Genomic DNA, 16,576 nt, shown 5'->3' on the forward strand with positions numbered 1-16,576 from the left:
GATCAGTCTTTGGTCTTTAACTTTTTGACGTCCACCGGACGGCTTTTCATCGAAGTCTTGATGTCGGCATACAGATGCTCGAACAGCCCGCCGATGCCGCGCGCGCCCACCGTCAGCACGTGCGACAGACCCCGTAGCGGGGTGTCCTGCTGCCGGCCTTCGGCCCAGCCGGTCCAGGCATCGGCGCGGGCGAACGTGGTCTTGACGAATTCGTATTCCTGCTCGCGGGTGAGCGCCGAGAAGCGCAGACCCACGCGCCCCGGTGCCGTGAAACCGACGGTCGCGGGGAACGCGTATTCCTCGTCGCCGCGAAACAGCGAGACCGTGACGTGCTCGTGCATCGGCACTTCGATCTTGCCCGGCAGGGCCACGCCCACGCCGCCTTCGGAGTAGTCGATGGTTTCGCACGCGAGCGTGCGGCCGGTCGAGAAGCGCAGCATCACCGGCATCTTCATGGCGACGCGGTGCACCGCGCGAATCTGCCGGCGCTCGCTCGCGGCGGCGACGCTCGCGCCGAGAATCAGCATGTTGTAGGTGGTCCAGCCGAGATTCAGCACGGTGGTTTCCACCACGCTGCGCTGATGCCAGTTGAAATAGATATGGAACAGCCCGAACACGAAGCCGATCAGGTTCAGCAGCAGCAGGAACAGGTACGGCCGCGAGATCGCCCAGTCGAAGTAGTTCTTCTCGATCTGGCCGCCCTTGGCCGTCACGTTGAACTTGCCGAGCTTCGGGTTGATCAGCGCGAGCAGGGTCGGCGCGGTGATGTAGGACGCCAGCACCGACTCGTAAACTTCGGCCCAGAACGAATGCCGGAACGAGCGCTGCATGCGCGAATTGGTGATGCTCGCGTGCATCATGTGCGGCAGCGCGTAGATGGCGATGGTGCCGGCGGCAGCCTGAATCACGTGCGCGTCGAAGAACAGGTACGACAGCGGCGCGGTCAGGAACACCAGACGCGGAATGCCGTAGAAGAAGTGCATCATCGCGTTCAGATAGCACAGGCGCTGTCCGAGTTTCAGCCCCTTACCGGCGAGCGGATTGTCGATCCGGAAAATCTGCGTCATGCCGCGCGCCCAGCGAATCCGCTGACCGATGTGGCCGGACAGACTCTCGGTGGCGAGGCCGGCCGCCTGCGGAATCGACAGATACGCGGTGGTGTAGCCGAGACGGTGCAGCTTCAACGCGGTGTGCGCGTCTTCCGTCACGGTTTCGACCGCGATGCCGCCGATCTCTTCGACCATGGTCCGGCGCAACAACGCGCACGAGCCGCAGAAGAAGGTCGCGTTCCACAGGTCGTTGCCGTCCTGCACGAGTCCGTAGAACAATTCACCTTCGTTCGGCACCTTGCGGAAGGTGCCGAGATTGCGTTCGAACGGATCGGCCGAGAAGAAGTGGTGCGGCGTTTGCAGCATCGACAGCAGCTTGTCGCGCAGGAACCAGCCGAGGCCGATTTGCAGAAACGAGCGGGTCGGAATGTGATCGCAGTCGAAAATCGCGAGATATTCGCCACTGGTGATTTTCAGCGCTTCGTTGATGTTGCCGGCTTTCGCATGGCGGTTGTGCGTGCGGATCGTCCAGTTGACACCGACTTCCTCGCAGAACGCCTTGAACTCGGGACGACGGCCGTCGTCGAGCACGTGAATCGAAATCTTCTCGGGCGGATAGTCGAGCGCGAGCGCGGCGAAGATGGTCGGCTTCACCACCGAGAGCGGCTCGTTATACGTCGGGATGAACACGTCGACGCTCGGCCATGCGTCGCGCGAAGCGGGCAGCGGCATCGGCGCGCGCTTGAGCGGCCACGCGGTCTGGAAGTAGCCGAGCAGCAGCACCACGGTCGAATACACTTCGGCGAACACCAGCAGCAAACCCCATGCGGCGTCGAGCGGATGTTCCCAGTAGGTGGTGTAGGTCAGCCGCCAGTACATGTAGCGGCCCGAGGTGACGATGGACAGCATGATCATCACCATGGTCGCGTAGCGGCCCTGCAGCCGCCGGAACCACAGCGCGGTCGCGAAGCAGCAGCTCGCGAACAGCAACTGCTGGGTGAACACGAGCGGCACGGTGAACACGAAGTACAGCATCACCAGCGCGAACAGCGTGACCAGACCCGTAAAGATGCGGCTGTTCCAGACGCGCGCGTCGACAAAACGTTCGAGCCGCGAATGTTCGGCGACTTCGACCTGGGGCGCGGATCCCGCGCCGGTGCTGGGGCTACTCATGCGACGTTCCTCGGCGAGACGGCGATCGCATCGACCGCCGCCATCAGCCAGTTGCCGCAGGAACGGAAATCGGCGGCGGCCTGGCTGAGTGGATCGTAATGAATCAGCGTGGTGTCGCAGGCGAGCGCCTCGCTCACCCCTTCATCCAGATGGATCACGCCGGGGAAGGGCTTGTCGCCGAGCATCTGGCGCAGCACCTTGAGCACGTCCTTGGTCAACTGGCGCGACTGGTCGATCTGGTTGATCACGTAGCCCACGCCGCCGAACTCGGGGCGCGGCGCGGCGTAGGTTTCGATCAGCCGCTCCATTTGCGGAATGGCCGCGTACGAGGCCGCGTCGGCGAGCACCACGTTCACCGCGAAGGTGGCCGCGCACAGGGCGGTGCGCACGTACGTGGACGAACCCGGCGGCGTGTCGACGATGACGATGTCCGACGCGTCGAGCCGCAGCGTTTGCAGCGACTGCGCGAGCCACAGCGGGTTGTGATCGACATGCGCTTCGAAGCGCCGGCGGTCGTCTTCGAGCACGGCGCCATAGGGCAACACTGTCACGCCGTCGACGCCGTCGAACATCACCGACTGCCACGGCTCGCCGCTCAGCGTGGCGCGCGAAATACCGTCGATGCTGTCGAGCGGCACGCCGAAATGCAGACGCAGCGCGTTCTGCGGATCGAGGTCGAGCGCGATCACGCGACGGCCGCTGGCGGCCAGCACGGAGGCGAGATTCGCGGAGAGCGTGGTCTTGCCGACTCCGCCCTTGGCGGACACTACCGTGATGACTTTCATGAGCGACGCGGGCCGTTGTTCAGCCACGAGGGGGAAGTGGCGGGCGCAGCTTCGGGGGCGGCCGCCGGTTGGGTGGGCTCGCCACGCAGGCGGGCGAAGATCGACTGCAGCGGCGCCGGTTCCGCTGCCGGCGCGGCGGGCGAAGCCGCTTGCGGGGCGGGAGCGAACAGCTTGCCGAGGATCGAGGTGGACGGTTGCGGGGCCGCAGAGACCGACGAGGCCACGGGGGCTATCGCTGCGACAGGCGGCACCGGTGGGATCGCGGCAGCCGGCGCGACTGCCAAGGGTGGCACCGGCGCAATAGCGGTAACCGGCGCGACTGCCAGAGGTGGCACCGGCGCATTAGCGGCAACCGGCGCAACTGCCAGAGGTGGCACCGGCGCAATAGCGGCAGCCGGCGCAACTGCCAGAGGCGGCACTGGCGCAATAGCAGCAACCGGCTGCAACGGCACGGCTTGCGTCACCTGCGCCAGTTGGGCGGCTTGCGCTGCTGCGGCGCTCGCCCGCTGTTCCGACTGCGCGGCTTCACGCGCCACCGCTTCGTTGGTCGCTTCGCGATCGCCGAAGCGCGACGCGCCGGTCGGCGCATTGGGTTGGGCGGACTTCACCACGACTTCGGGAATGTCCCGGCGATGCGAGCGCGTGAACAGCGGTGCCTTCGCGCGCGTCACCGAGGCCACGTCTTTCGGCGTGCCGTCGTCGGGTTCGAGGGCAAGACGCCGGCTGGCGGCCGGCGTGGGCGGCCGCTCCTGGCTCTGCTGCCCGATGGCGGGGATGGTCGGTTGAGTGAGGTCCAGCGTCACCAGCAGCGGCCAACGGGTGCGCGCGGTGCGCGCTTCGTTCTCGCGGCCGATCTCCTGGTACGCGTTGGCGTCGCCGCCAAAATGATCGAATAATTTTTCGATGTCGCTCGATGAACTCATAGTGCCGCCGTCTTTTTCATGACTTTCCTGCCCCGATTCTTACCATTGCTCGCGGCGCTCGATGCTGACTGCCCCTTGTTGCTGCCTGCTTCCTGCCGGGTGCTGCTTGTGCCCAACTGCTTCCTCTGGTGCTTATGGTGCTTCATGTGCTTCAGGTGCTTCTGGTCAATCCACCACCACCGCGATCCGCGCACCGGTCCGGCGCGTTCCGCATAACTACCCGATCGCTCAGGCCGTATGCCTGCCCAAGCGGAACTCGAGCGCCGCATCCGGCCCGTAGTCGCTGGTCTGCGCGACGGACAGGCCTTGCGCGCCGAGCGCACTCAACCAGCTTTGATACACACCCTCGAGAAACGCTGGCGTCCAGGCGAGCGCGCCGCCGCCGAAGGCCTGCAAGGGGGCGCAATAGTGCACGATACGCAGCGACTCTGCTTCATCGCTCAATTCCACGTAGCCCCAATCCATCTGCTGCCAGTACGCGTTCACGGCCTGCGCGAGATCGACCGTCGAGGCCACCTCGGGTAGCGGATGCGCCGCTGCGAACCGGCTGCCCACCCGATACATGAGCTGACGCAGTTCATCGTGGCCAATCTGTGCTTCGAACTCGGCCGCGAGTGCGCTCAGCATGCCGCGCCACTGTGACGAAATCTGGCGTTCCAACAGGTAATCGAGAATTGGGACCATGTTTTCCGCAAAAAGGCCGTCGTTCGATTCCGTAGCGAATACGGACGCCGACGGCCGGGTGCCATTGAATTGTTCTGGAACAGCCGCGCATTGCACGCGCCCTGGGCGCGTTTTACCGGATTTGTCCGTCCGGTAAACCACACTTCGGAGGAGTCTACTTGCGACATTAACTTTTGGCCACTTTACATTCATCAGCTTTATACGCGTAAACGATTGCACTGGATGCGCATATTTTGTTTAAATCCCGTGGCCGAACGTCCTGATTGCAGAGCGCTCCGGGATTCGTGCGATTTGATTTCCGGTATATCGGCCAAAAGCGTTTCCTGCTTGAGTCCGAAGCTTTCGTGTTAAATGCAACGCTCGAGTTGGCCGAGAATGCCGCAATAACGCCGGAACGATTGCCGGACGGAAGTCTTGCGGAATCTTGCATGTCGATGACATCGCCATTTGCGTATCGTCCGCTTTCTGGAAAGTAATGTTCAATCCACTCAGTATTTTGCTGGTCACGATTCTGTCGAGCGGGATGGCTCTCGCCGTGCTCGGCTCGCTGCGTCGCGCGGCGATTCCCGGCGTGAGCTACTGGATCGGCGCGAACGCGGCGGCCGTGCTCGGCCTGCTGTGCGCCGCGTTGCAAGGCCACGCGTCGCAATGGATCGTGATCGTCGTGGCCAACGGGCTGGTCGCGCTGGCGCTGCTCTGGCTGGTGGCTGGGTGCTACCGCTTCTTCGGGCGCGCCGGGCACTTGTGGCCGGCCTACGCCGGCGTGCTGGCGATGTCGCTCGGTCTGTTCTACTGGACCTATGTCGCGCCGGATTTCAACGCACGCGTGGCGCTCGCTTCGGCGCTGCACGCAAGCCTCTATGGGCTGCTGTTCGTCACGGTGCTGCGCCTGCGTCCCGCGGACCGGCCGCGCTACGCCTATTACTTCGTCGCGACGGCGGCGCTGCTGCTCGGCGCCGGACATACGACGCGCGGCATCATGTACGGCTTTCATCTGGTGGCGCAAAACACGCTGCTGCAGGTCACGCCCGCCAACGTGATGTTTCTGGCCATCGCGATCCTCGTGCAGCCGTTCCTGTCGATCGGCGTGGTGATGCTGGCGCAGGACCGCCTTGCCGAGCGCCTCGAGCGGCTCGCCAATATCGACGACCTGACCGGCGCGCTCGCGCGGCGCGCTTTCCTTGCGCGCGGTGTCGCGCTGCTCGCAGCGTCGCAGCACGACGGTGCGCCGCTGGCGATGGCGATCCTCGACATCGATTCGTTCAAGGCGGTCAACGACAACTACGGGCACGCCGCCGGCGATCAGGTGCTGGCGCACTTCTCGGCGTTCGTGACGCGTCATCTGCGAACCGGCGATGTGTTCGGTCGGCTCGGCGGCGAGGAATTCGGCGTGCTGTGTCCGGCGACCAGTACGGCCGAAGCCGTGATCCTGCTGGACCGCCTGCGGGCGTTGCTCGGCACGGCACGCTCCACGGACTTGCCGCGCGGACTGCGCTACACCTTCAGCGTGGGCGTGGATGAGCGGCGCCGCGACGAGTCGCTGGCCCAGTTGATGGCGCGCGCCGACGGCGCGTTATACGCGGCCAAGGCGTCCGGCCGCGATCGCGTGATGGCGGCGGCCTGATGGCGAACAACCTGCTCTCCCGGTTCGCCCCGCAAACCTCCGACCCGGGCTTGCGCGAGCGTTTTCATCGCCGCTCGCTGGAGCATCAGCGCCCACTGTCCACGGTGACGATGGCGTTTTCGGTCGTCGCGTTCGTTTTCTTCGTGATCGCGCGCAACCTGGTGGCGGGGCCGACCGCGCCGCTCGCCGCGCGGCTCGGCTGCGCCCTCGCGCTCGCGCTGCTGGCGCTGACGATTCCGTACACGCGCTCGACGCGCAGCTTCGGCGCCGTCGGCGTCGCGTACACGCTGGTGATGATCGCGGGTCTCACGCTCAACGTCGCCGGGGTCGAAGCGCCGCTGCTGTGGACGCTGCCCGCGCTGGTGGTGTTTCCGATCTGCGCCGCGCCGCTGTGGCTCACGCCGACGCATTTCGGCGTGGGCAGCGTGCTGTTCTATGCGTCGGCTTACGCGGTGCTGGCGCGCGAGCCGCTCGCGCACGACGCCAAAGTCGTCGCCTGGATGTGGGTCGTGGCGATCGGTCTGCCGTTGTCCGCGGTGTTCCATATCGGCTTCTACCGGTTCCGGCGGCATCACTTTCTGCTCGAAAGCCAGCTGGCGCAGCTCGCCGCGACCGATCCGCTGACCGGTTTGCAGAACCGCCGCGAGTTCGTCAAGCAGGCCGGACGCCGGCTCGATGCGATGGCGCCCGAGGCCCGGGTGAGCGCGATCTTTCTCGACATCGACAACTTCAAATCGCTGAACGACCGCTTCGGGCACGCGGTCGGCGATCGCGCGCTGTTCCAGGTGGCGCAGGTGCTGATGGCGCAAGTGCGGCCCGGGGACAGCGTGAGCCGGATCGGCGGCGAAGAGTTCGCGGTGCTGCTCGACGACGGTCTGGACGGCGCCTTGCGCGTCGCCGAACGGCTGCGCAGCGCGCTGACGACCATCGCGCGGCCCGACGGCCACCTCAGCGCGAGCTTCGGTGTGGCCCAGCACCGGCGCGGCGAAAACATCATGGTGCTGCTCGATCGCGCCGACGAAGCGCTGTTGCGGGCGAAGTACAGCGGGCGCAACCGGGTCTGCGCCGAGCGTCCGCCGACCGCCGATGCCCAGTCGGATGAGCTGGCCGATGAGCAGGCCGTTGCGGCCAATGCCGGGCGCGCCATCGCGATGGGCACCGTGCAGCGCTGGGATCGCTACGAACTGACTTCGCACTTCCAGCCGCTTTACAGTCTGTCGCATCAGAAGCAGGTGGGTTTCGAGGCCTTGTTGCGCGGCCGGCTGGACGACGGCACGCTGGTGCCGCCCGCCGTGCTGTTCGCGCCGAAACCGGCCAGCGACGAGATCGCGCTCGACCGCCTGAGCCACGCGGTCCATCTGGCCCACGCGCGCACCGCGTTGCCCGACGACGCGTGGCTGTTCCTCAATATCCTGCCGGCCACCTTCGTCACGGCGGGCTATGCCGACCGTCTCGCCGCACTGGTGAACTCGGCGGGACTCGCGCCGGCCCGGGTGATTCTGGAGATTCTCGAATCGCACGGCAGCAGTGTCGACGAGATGTCGCGCGTGGCAGCGCTGTATCGCGAGCACGGTTTCCTGATCGCCGTGGACGATTTCGGCGCGGGGCAGTCGAACCTCGACCGGCTGTTCCGGATCCGCCCGGACCTCGTCAAGCTGGACGGCGAGCTGATTCGCGCGACCGGCCACGGCACCGCGCAGCCGATCCTGCCGCAACTGGTCTCGCTGCTGCATCGCGCCGGCATGCTGGTGGTGGTCGAAGGCGTCGAGACAGCCGAAGAACTGGTGCTGGCCGTGAGGTCGAACGTGGATTTTGCGCAGGGGTATCTGCTCGGCCGGCCAGCGGGCGAGATCGTCGCCCCGGAGCCGATGCATCGGCAGATCGACGCCGCGTTCGATGCGATCGCTCATGGGCGCGCGCATCAGCACACGTTGTTCGAGACGGAGGTCGAGCCTTACCGGGCGGCGTTGCAGAAGGCCGTCGCCGCCATGCACGACGGCCATGCCGAGGCCGACGCGTTCGCCGAACTGGCCCGCTCGCCGCGTTGTATCAGCTGCTTCCATCTCGACGACTCGGGCCGGCAGATCGGCCAGGAGATTCCCGGGCCCGCGTGGCGGCGCGAACCGGGCTCGCTGCATGTCGCGTCGCAGCCGCGCGGTGGACGCTGGGATCACCGGCCGTATTTCCGCAACGCCGTGCTGCGGCCGGGCGTGGCGGTCGCGAGTCACCCGTATCTGTCGCTGACCGCCGGGCGCACCTGTGTCGCGGTGACGATGGCTGTGCGCTTCGCGGGCGAGCGGCGAGTGCTCGGCGCGGTGCTCGACTGGTCGACGCTGGGGTTGCCCTGGCCGGCGGGGGAGTGACGCGGCGAGAGTTTAAGTTCTCCCGGTTCTCGGTCAATAGCCGCCTTTGACCGGCGCCGCTGCGCCCGCCGCTGCGCCCGCCGCTGTCTGCCTGTACGAAGCGGCGAGATCCGCCGCCGCGCGGCTCAGCAGTCCGGTGTCCGTCCCTACCGCGACGAAGCTCGCGCCCGCCGCGAGATACTCGGCGGCAAACTCGCGATCCGGCGCCAGCACACCCGCCGCCTTGCCTGCGTCGCGCACGGTCGCGATGCCGTTGCGGATCGTCTCGCGCACGCGCGGATCGCCCGGCTTGCCGAGCAATCCCATCGACGCACTCAGATCGGACGGCCCGAAGAACACGCCGTCCACGCCGTCGACCGCGGCAATCGCCGCGAGGTTCGCGACGGCTTCGCGCGTTTCCACCTGAACCAGCACGCACAACTCGTCCGCAGCGTGCTGCAGATAGTCGGTCACCTTGTTCCAGCGCGACGCGCGCGCGAGGCCGCTCCCCACGCCGCGAATGCCCTGCGGCGGGTAACGCGTCGCGGCCACCGCATCGGCGGCCTGTTCAGCGGTATCGATCATCGGCAACAGCAGCGTCTGCGCGCCGATATCGAGTAACTGCTTGATCAGCGCGCTATCGCTGCGGACCGGCCGCACTACCGGATGCGACGCATAAGCGGCGATCGACTGCAATTGCGCCAGCGTGCTGCGGACGTCGTTGGGCGCGTGTTCGTTGTCGATGAGCAGCCAGTCGAAGCCGGCGGTGGCCAGCAGTTCGCTGACGTACGGATCGGCGAGCGCGGCCCACAGGCCGAATTGCGGCCGGCCTTCGGCGAGCGCGCGTTTAAACGGGTTGTGCGGTAGTTGCATGGTGTTCAGGCGGATAAAAGTCGGACGAGGTTTAGCTGAAGGTCGAACGAGGTTTGACTCGAGGTCAAACGAAGTTCAGCGCGATGCCGCCGAGAGGACCGTAGTCGACATGGAAAGTGTCACCGGCGCGTGCGGCGATCGGCGCGGTAAACGAGCCGCTCAGGATCACGTCGTTCGCGTTCAGACTTTCGTCGTACGGCGCGATCTTGTTGGCGAGCCATGCGACGCCGGTGGCCGGATGATTCAGTACCGCGGCGGCAAGCCCGCTTTCCTCGACGGCGCCGTTCTTGTAGAGCAGCGCGCCGACCCAGCGCAGGTCCACCTCGAGTGGACGCACCGGCCGGCCGCCCAGCACGATGCCGGCATTCGCCGCGAAGTCCGAGATGGTGTCGTAGACCTTGCGCGGCGCTTTGGTCTCGCGGTCGAACTGTTCGATGCGCGCGTCGATGATCTCCACGGCAGGGCTCACGTACGCGGTCGCATCCAGCACGTCGAACAGCGTCACACCCGGTCCCTTCAACGGCTTGCCGAGGACGAACGCGAGTTCCACTTCCACGCGCGGCGCGATGAAGCGATCGGCGCGAATGTCCTGGCCGGCCTCGATGAACATGCTGTCGAGCAGCGGCGCGTAGTCGGGTTCGTCGATCTGCGACGAGCGCTGCATCGCGCGCGACGTGAGACCGATCTTGCGGCCCTTGATGACATGGCCTTCGGCCAGTTTGAGCTTGACCCATTCGCGCTGGATCGCGTAACCGTCCTGCACGGTCATCTGCGGATACGCGGCGGAGAAGTGGCGTAACTGGGTGCGGGTTTTCTCGGCGTGATCGAGTTGAGCCGCCAGTTCGCGGATAGTCTGTTCGTCTAGCATGATGAGGATCCGGTGAAGCGTGCGAGGGCGGGCGTTCTACTTCTTGAAGCGCGCGTGCAGGTTGTTGTGCTTCCACGAACCGGCTTCGCTGAATTCGTTGATCTCCAGCGAGAGAGCCAGACCGTGCTGTTCGAATTGCGTAGCGAAGTGCTGCTTGATGCGCTCGAACAACGCGTCGCCGGTCGCTTTCTTTATGGCTTCGGAGCGGCCCGCGCCGATCTTCAGGTTGGCGTGCAGGAACGCGGCGTCGGGCTGGCCGTCGGCGATACTGTAGTGCTCGCAGCACAGCGCGCGCACGCGGATGCCGCCGAGCGGATAGACGCGCGGGTGGCCTTCCTGCCCGGAGTCCACGCATTGCGCGAGACACTGCGCGAGGCTCGCGCAGAGTTGGCCGATGCTGTCGGCGTTGGGGTTGGCATTGGCGTTGGCATTGGCCTCGCCTGCGGCGAGATTCGCGCTGTATTCCAGAGTCAGATGCGGCATGTCGGATTCCTCGTCGTTCGTGCTGGCCGTTCCTGCTGGCCGTTCAGGCGGGCAGCGGCGTGACCGGAAAGATCGCGTTGATCTGACCGGTGCCCGAACTGCCGAAATACGGCGTGACCACTTCCACACGCCCCTCGTAACGATCCCAACCGAGTGCGCCGAGCAGCATCGCGGTATCGTGCATGCCGCCTTCGCCCCAGCATTTCTCGTTATAGAGCGGCAGCATCTCGCAGAAGGTTTTCCACTCGCCGGCTTCCCACAGATCGACCACCTTGCGGTCCATCTGTTCGAGAAACGGGCTCCAGACTTTGTGCATGAACTGTTCGGCCGTGCCGTTGTTCGCGAAGTGGTGGCTCAACGAACCGCTCGCCAGAATCGCAACGGTGCCGTCGTAACGTTCTTCGATTGCGCGCCGCACCGCGAGGCCGAAGCGCGCGCTGGTGTCGAGGTCGTGCCACATGCACCAGCCCGCGACCGAGACCGTTTTGAAGTGCTGGTCGCTATTCATGTAGCGCATCGGCACGAGCGTGCCGTATTCGAGTTCGAGCGTGGTCTGGCTGTGCGCGCGGCTTTTCACGCCCATTTCATTGGCGACTTCCGCGATCAGATCGCCGAGACCCACGTTGCCGGGGTACGCGTACGGCATGTTCTTGATGAAATGCGGCAGTTCGTTGCTCGTGTAGACGCCTTCGAATTGCGGTGCGCAATTAATGTGGTATTCGCTGTTCACGAGCCAGTGCACGTCGAATACGACGATCGTATCCACGCCCAGTTCGCGGCAACGCCGGCCGATTTCATGGTGACCGTCGATAGCCGGCTGACGGCAGCCTTTATGCGGACCGTCGAGTTCGGACAGATACAGCGACGGCACGTGCGTCACTTTGGCGGCGAGTGCGAGCTTGCCCATCACACCCCCCAGCGCGGAATGTGATGCGAGCCGAGCGACACGCAGATGTTTTTCGGTTCGAGGAACACTTCGTAGCTCCACGTGCCGCCTTCACGGCCGACCCCGGATGCTTTGGTGCCGCCGAACGGTTGCCGCAGATCGCGCACGTTCTGACTGTTGACGAAACACATGCCCGCTTCGACCGCGGCGGCGACGCGATGCGCGCGGCCGGTGTTCTCGGTCCAGATGTAGCTCGACAAGCCGTACGAGATGTCGTTGGCCAGCCGGATGGCATCGGCTTCGTCGTCGAACGGAATCAGGCAGGCGACCGGACCGAAGATTTCTTCCTGCGCGATGCGCATGCGATTGTCGACATCGACGAACACCGTGGGCGCGACGAAGTTGCCTTTGCGCATCGCGTCGGGCAAGGCCGGCAGATCGAGGCCGCCGCATGCGAGCGTCGCGCCTTCCTTCGGACCGAGCTCGATATAGCTGCGCACTTTGGCCAGATGCGCCTGGCTGATCATCGGCCCGACGATCGTGCTGTCGGCGAGCGGATCGCCCACGCTGATCCGCTTCGCGCGCTCGATGAAGCGCTCGGCAAAACGCGTGTAAATGGAGCGCTGCACGAGGATGCGCGAGCCTGCCGTGCAGCGCTCGCCGTTGTTCGAGAAGATCATGAAGACGGCGGCGTCGAGCGCGCGTTCGAAGTCGGCGTCGTCGAAAATCACGAACGGCGATTTGCCGCCGAGTTCCATCGAAAACTTTTTCAGGCCCGCGCTTTGTACGATGCGGTTGCCGGTGGCCGTGGAGCCGGTGAACGACACCGCGTGCACATCGGGATGCGCGACCAGCGGTTCGCCGGTGTCCTTGCCGTAGCCGTGCACCACGTTCAGCACGCCGGCCGGAATGCCGGCTTCCAGCGCAAGCTGGCCGAGCATCGAAGCGGTGAGCGGCGACAGTTCGCTCATCTTCAACACGGCGGTGTTGCCGAACGCGAGGCAGGGTGCGACCTTCCACGTCGCGGTCATGAACGGCACGTTCCACGGCGAGATCAGCGCGCACACGCCGACCGGATGGAAGAGCGTGTAGTTCAGATGCGTGTCGGTGGGGTAGGTGTGACCATCGACGCGCGTGCACATCTCCGCGAAATAGCTGAAGTTGTCGGCGGCGCGCGGCACGAGTTGCTTGCGCGTTTGCGAGATCGTCTGGCCGGTGTCCTTAGTCTCGGTTTCCGAAATCTCGGGGACGTTCTTCGCGATCAGTTCGCCGAGCTTGCGGACCCGCTTCGCACGTTCGGCGGCCGGTTGGGCGGCCCATGCGGGGAACGCCGCTTTGGCCGCCTGCACGGCGGCGTCCACTTCCTGCGTGCCGCCTCGCGCGACTTCGGCGAGCACTTCCTGTGTCGCCGGGTTCACGGTTTCAAAATAATCCTTGCCGGCTACCGCCTGGCCGTCGATCAGATGGTCGATACGCATACTTGTCTCCTTCTTTTATTCATGGGGCCAACGTGAGCGGATTTGAGCGGACTTGAGCGCCCATGCCCGCTCACGCGCGGCCGAAATCCGCATCCGAACCGATGGTGTTGACGAGACGTCCGAGGCCGTCGATTTCGCACACCACTTCGTCGCCGCTATTCACGTTGACGATGCCTTCCGGCGTGCCGGTCAGGATCACGTCGCCCGGGGCGAGCGTCATGAAGCCGCTCAGGTATTCGATCAACGCGGGAATGTCCGTCACCAGGTCGCGCGTATTGCCGTGCTGTTGCCGCGTACCATTGACGAACGTGCGCAGTTCCAGTTGCGTGACGTCGGCGATGTCCGCGGCGTCGACGAACCAGGGGCCGAGCACCGTGCCGCCGTCGCGATTCTTCACGCGCAGGTTGGGGCGGTAGTAGTTTTCCAGGTAATCGCGAATCGCATAGTCGTTCGCGATCATGTAGCCGGCCACGTACTGCAACGCGTTTTCGCGCCTGACATTCTGTGCGGTCCGGCCGATCACCACAGCCAGTTCGCACTCGTAGTGCATGAACGCGACGCCCTCAGGACGGCGCGTCACGCCGCGATGACCGAGCACGGTTCCCGGTCCCTTAAGAAACACCAGCGGCTCTTCCTGCTGGTTGAACTGCAACTCCTTCGCGTGCTCGGCATAGTTCAGGCCGAGCGCGAAGATCGTACCGACTTCGATGGGCGCGAGCCATACGACTTCGTCTTCGCGACGGACGCGGCCGTCCGCGAGAAGCACGCCCTGGGCGTGCGGGTAGGCTTCGTGAATGGCGCCTGCATAGGCGACGCGGCCGCGCATCATCGTGATTCTCCTTGCGGCTTCGTTGCGGTGCCGACGAACCCGATAACAAGCGGCGGCCATGATCCGATCGACAGCGTGGCCGTGTCGCCGGCATGGGCAACCGGCGACGCGTGCGGTACGCCGAGCGTGATGACGTCGCCCGCGCTGAGCGTCATGAAGTCGGTCACATCGGCGAGAAGTTGCGCGACGTGGCGCACCGACGTGGCGGTGCTCGCCGTGAAGGCGTCCCGTCCTTGAAGTTGCACGCGAATGGGCAGATCGTCCGGTGTCGCGACATGATGCGCCGCCACGACAGCCGGCCCGATCACACAGAAACCGTCGCGCGCGCGAAAGCGCACCGATGGCCGGTACACGCTTGCATGCGGCACGCTCAGGTCGGCCACCAGCGTGTACCCGGCGATATGGTCGACAGCCCGAGCGGCGCTCACGCGGGTGGCAGTGCGGCCGATCACGATGCCAAGCGATGCGCCGACCTGCACGCCCGCGCTGTCGTCCGGAACGACCACTTGCGCGCGATGCCCCGCCAGCGTATTGCGCGGCTTCACATACAGCACCGGCGCCTGCGGCGGCGCTTTGTACGGCGCAGCGTGCACGGCGTCGCCGAGTGCCGCGAGCGCCGCCCGGTCGTTCAGCAAAGTGCCGTACACGGTGCCGGTGACCGGCGCGCGGCAGGCCGTGCCGCTTGCGAGCAGTGCAATGGCGCCGGCCGCATCCACGTCGCGAGGCAGCGCCTCGCCTTCCGGGTGCAATAGATAATCCGCAACTGCAAACATAAACTGGCTGTCTCCGGGGGAAACCACTAACATGTTAGTAGTATTGCGCTTGATATGATCCAGCGTCAATGGTCTCCAGGCCGTTCGCGGGTTTTCCCTAAAGCTCCGCCGGCCGCTCTTAACCGATCCTGCCTACATGTCCGCATCTGCTCTCAAGTCCGCCGCCAAGCCGGCCTCCATTCGCGTGTTGCACCGCAACCTGCCGATGCTGTTGCTACGTGCCCGCGAAAAAATGATGGAGCGCTTCCGTCCGCTGATTACCGCGCATGGTCTCACCGAACAGCAGTGGCGGGTAATCCGCGCGCTCAATGAACACGGTCCGATGGAGCCGCGGCAAATCTCCGACCTCTGCACGATTTCGAGTCCGAGCATGGCCGGCGTCCTCGCGCGCATGGAGAGCATGGATCTCGTAACGAAGGAGCGTTTCGCGGAAGACCAGCGTCGCGTGCTGGTGTCGCTCACGAAGACCAGTGTGGCGCTGGTGCGGGTCATTTCGAAAGAACTCGAGGCGCACTATCGCGAACTGGAAAACAAGGTGGGAACCGAGATCGTCGAGCGCGTCTATCGTGCGGTGGACGATCTGCTGGCAGGGTTGGAGGACGAGGAGCCGGCAGACGAGTAGAAGCCGGCGCGCGAGGGGTGGCGTGTCACCAGCCGTGAAAGCGTCGCCACACCGCCGTTTCGCCATCCGGCGATACCGCGTGATACTCGGGAAACTGCGCGCCGGTCGCGCACGCATGATTGGGCAGAATGCGCAGTTTCATGCCGATCGGAAAGCGTTGCGCGATGTCTTCGTCCGGTGCGTTGTCGCGCGTCGACGAGAGAATCCCATGCTCCTGATTCGCGCCGCTCACGAGATAGCCGGAGAGCGGTGTGCCGTTCAGCAGACACGGTTGCCCATAACCGAAATCGTGAGCCTGTTTCGACGTGCCGCGGTCGCGGCTCATCGCCATCCAGCCCGCGTCGAGAATCGCCCAGCCTTTTTCCGCCTGATGGCCGATCACGGTGGTGAGCACGCTGAGCGCGATGTCGTCGAGCGCGCACACGCCGACGTTGTGCATCACGAGATCGAAGAACACATACACGCCCGCGCGCAGTTCGGTGACGCCTTCGAGTTGCGCCGCGGCTAAAGCGGTGGGCGTGGAGCCGACGCTGACCGCCGGGCACGCAATGCCGGCCGCGCGCAGACGCTCCGCCGCACGCACGCAACCGGCACGCTCCTGCGCGGCCAGCGCCGTAAGCGCTGCGGCATCGCGCAACTCGTAGCTGGAGCCCGCGTGGGTCATCACGCCGCCGACCATCACGCCGTTCTCATGCAGAATGCGTCCGACTTCGAGCAGCGTGTCCTGCTCCGGCGTGATGCCCGAGCGGTGGCCGTCGGTGTCCACTTCGATCCATACCTCGAAGATTTCGCCGTGCTGCTCGCCAAAGGCGGCAATTGCCGCGGCCGCCGTGGGATTGTCGACGACGAGTTTTAGCGCGCAGCCCTGGCGGCGCAGTGCGAGCGCGCGCGGCAACTTCGCGGGCGCGATGCCGACGGCGTACAGGATGTCTTCCACGCCCGCGGCAAAGAACGCTTCCGCTTCTTTCAGCGTCGACACGGTGATGCCGTGCGCCCCCGCTACCAGTTGCGCGCGCACGACGTCGAGGCATTTGCTGGTCTTCACATGCGGTCGGAAAGCGACGCCCAGCATGTTGGCCTGTGCCTGCATGCGCGCGATGTTCTTCTGCATTCTGGCCATGTCGATAACGGCTGCGGGGGTGTCGAGATGCTCAGGTTTCATGCGTTCACCGGTAGAAGGGGAG

15 protein-coding genes are annotated in these 16,576 nt (G+C 65.3%); 3 read left to right on the forward strand and 12 right to left on the reverse strand.

The features are described from left to right. Positions 1-2: 2 nt before the first annotated feature. The 4 genes from bcsA to bcsD form a co-directional block, all read right to left on the reverse strand. Positions 3-2,222: a UDP-forming cellulose synthase catalytic subunit gene (gene bcsA, locus FQ746_RS30085; protein WP_144113427.1), complete on the reverse strand. Its 2,220-nt coding sequence runs from the start codon at positions 2,220-2,222 to the stop codon at positions 3-5. Next, a complete protein-coding gene (gene bcsQ, locus FQ746_RS30090; protein WP_144113428.1) occupies positions 2,219-3,007 on the reverse strand; it encodes a cellulose biosynthesis protein BcsQ in 789 nt (262 codons plus the stop codon). The genes bcsA and bcsQ overlap by 4 nt, the downstream gene beginning before the upstream one ends. Next, the gene (gene bcsP / locus FQ746_RS30095; protein ID WP_144113429.1) at positions 3,004-3,930 is read right to left on the reverse strand and encodes a cellulose biosynthesis protein BcsP; all 927 of its coding nucleotides are present in this window, start codon (positions 3,928-3,930) and stop codon (positions 3,004-3,006) included. The genes bcsQ and bcsP overlap by 4 nt, the downstream gene beginning before the upstream one ends. 228 nt (positions 3,931-4,158) lie before the next feature. Further along, a complete protein-coding gene (gene bcsD / locus FQ746_RS30100) occupies positions 4,159-4,614 on the reverse strand; it encodes a cellulose biosynthesis protein BcsD (RefSeq protein ID WP_144113430.1) in 456 nt (151 codons plus the stop codon). Between the two features lie 475 nt (positions 4,615-5,089). On the opposite strand from bcsD, the gene FQ746_RS30105 reads away from it, so the two are divergent. Both FQ746_RS30105 and FQ746_RS30110 read left to right on the forward strand, forming a co-directional pair. Further along, positions 5,090-6,238: a GGDEF domain-containing protein gene (locus FQ746_RS30105; protein WP_144113431.1), complete on the forward strand. Its 1,149-nt coding sequence runs from the start codon at positions 5,090-5,092 to the stop codon at positions 6,236-6,238. Next, positions 6,238-8,601: a bifunctional diguanylate cyclase/phosphodiesterase gene (locus FQ746_RS30110; RefSeq protein WP_144113432.1), complete on the forward strand. Its 2,364-nt coding sequence runs from the start codon at positions 6,238-6,240 to the stop codon at positions 8,599-8,601. Before FQ746_RS30105 ends, FQ746_RS30110 begins: the two co-directional genes overlap by 1 nt. A gap of 33 nt (positions 8,602-8,634) precedes the next feature. Here the strand turns inward: FQ746_RS30110 and hpaI are convergent, their stop codons facing one another. The 7 genes from hpaI to FQ746_RS30145 form a co-directional block, all read right to left on the reverse strand. After that, on the reverse strand, positions 8,635-9,453 hold the full coding sequence (gene hpaI, locus FQ746_RS30115; RefSeq protein WP_144113433.1) for a 4-hydroxy-2-oxoheptanedioate aldolase: 819 nt from the start codon (positions 9,451-9,453) through the stop codon (positions 8,635-8,637). 64 nt (positions 9,454-9,517) lie between these two features. Then, positions 9,518-10,321 (reverse strand): 2-oxo-hept-4-ene-1,7-dioate hydratase, encoded by an 804-nt coding sequence (gene hpaH / locus FQ746_RS30120; protein ID WP_144113434.1) that lies wholly within the window; start codon positions 10,319-10,321, stop codon positions 9,518-9,520. A 36-nt stretch (positions 10,322-10,357) separates the two neighbouring features. Next, positions 10,358-10,804 carry a 5-carboxymethyl-2-hydroxymuconate Delta-isomerase gene (locus tag FQ746_RS30125; protein WP_144113435.1) on the reverse strand — a complete coding sequence of 149 codons (447 nt, stop codon included), beginning with the start codon at positions 10,802-10,804 and terminating at the stop codon, positions 10,358-10,360. A gap of 43 nt (positions 10,805-10,847) precedes the next feature. Further along, the gene (hpaD, locus tag FQ746_RS30130) at positions 10,848-11,711 is read right to left on the reverse strand and encodes a 3,4-dihydroxyphenylacetate 2,3-dioxygenase (RefSeq protein WP_144113436.1); all 864 of its coding nucleotides are present in this window, start codon (positions 11,709-11,711) and stop codon (positions 10,848-10,850) included. Continuing rightward, positions 11,711-13,168, reverse strand: a complete 1,458-nt coding sequence (gene hpaE, locus FQ746_RS30135; protein ID WP_144113437.1) for a 5-carboxymethyl-2-hydroxymuconate semialdehyde dehydrogenase — start codon at positions 13,166-13,168, stop codon at positions 11,711-11,713. The genes hpaD and hpaE overlap by 1 nt, the downstream gene beginning before the upstream one ends. 70 nt (positions 13,169-13,238) lie before the next feature. Next, positions 13,239-13,997 carry a fumarylacetoacetate hydrolase family protein gene (locus tag FQ746_RS30140; RefSeq protein WP_144113438.1) on the reverse strand — a complete coding sequence of 253 codons (759 nt, stop codon included), beginning with the start codon at positions 13,995-13,997 and terminating at the stop codon, positions 13,239-13,241. After that, positions 13,994-14,770, reverse strand: coding sequence for a fumarylacetoacetate hydrolase family protein (locus FQ746_RS30145; RefSeq protein ID WP_144113439.1), 777 nt, complete (start codon positions 14,768-14,770; stop codon positions 13,994-13,996). Before FQ746_RS30145 ends, FQ746_RS30140 begins: the two co-directional genes overlap by 4 nt. Before the next feature lie 205 nt (positions 14,771-14,975). Here FQ746_RS30145 and hpaR point away from each other — a divergent pair, with 205 nt between their 5' ends. Continuing rightward, a complete protein-coding gene (gene hpaR / locus FQ746_RS30150) occupies positions 14,976-15,392 on the forward strand; it encodes a homoprotocatechuate degradation operon regulator HpaR (RefSeq protein ID WP_144113506.1) in 417 nt (138 codons plus the stop codon). A gap of 25 nt (positions 15,393-15,417) precedes the next feature. Here hpaR and FQ746_RS30155 read toward each other — a convergent pair whose 3' ends face one another. Then, positions 15,418-16,554 carry a DSD1 family PLP-dependent enzyme gene (locus FQ746_RS30155; RefSeq protein ID WP_144113440.1) on the reverse strand — a complete coding sequence of 379 codons (1,137 nt, stop codon included), beginning with the start codon at positions 16,552-16,554 and terminating at the stop codon, positions 15,418-15,420. Positions 16,555-16,576 lie beyond the last annotated feature (22 nt).

The sequence above is a fragment of the Paraburkholderia sp. BCC1886 genome (genome assembly GCF_900996245.1).
GTDB lineage: Bacteria > Pseudomonadota > Gammaproteobacteria > Burkholderiales > Burkholderiaceae > Paraburkholderia.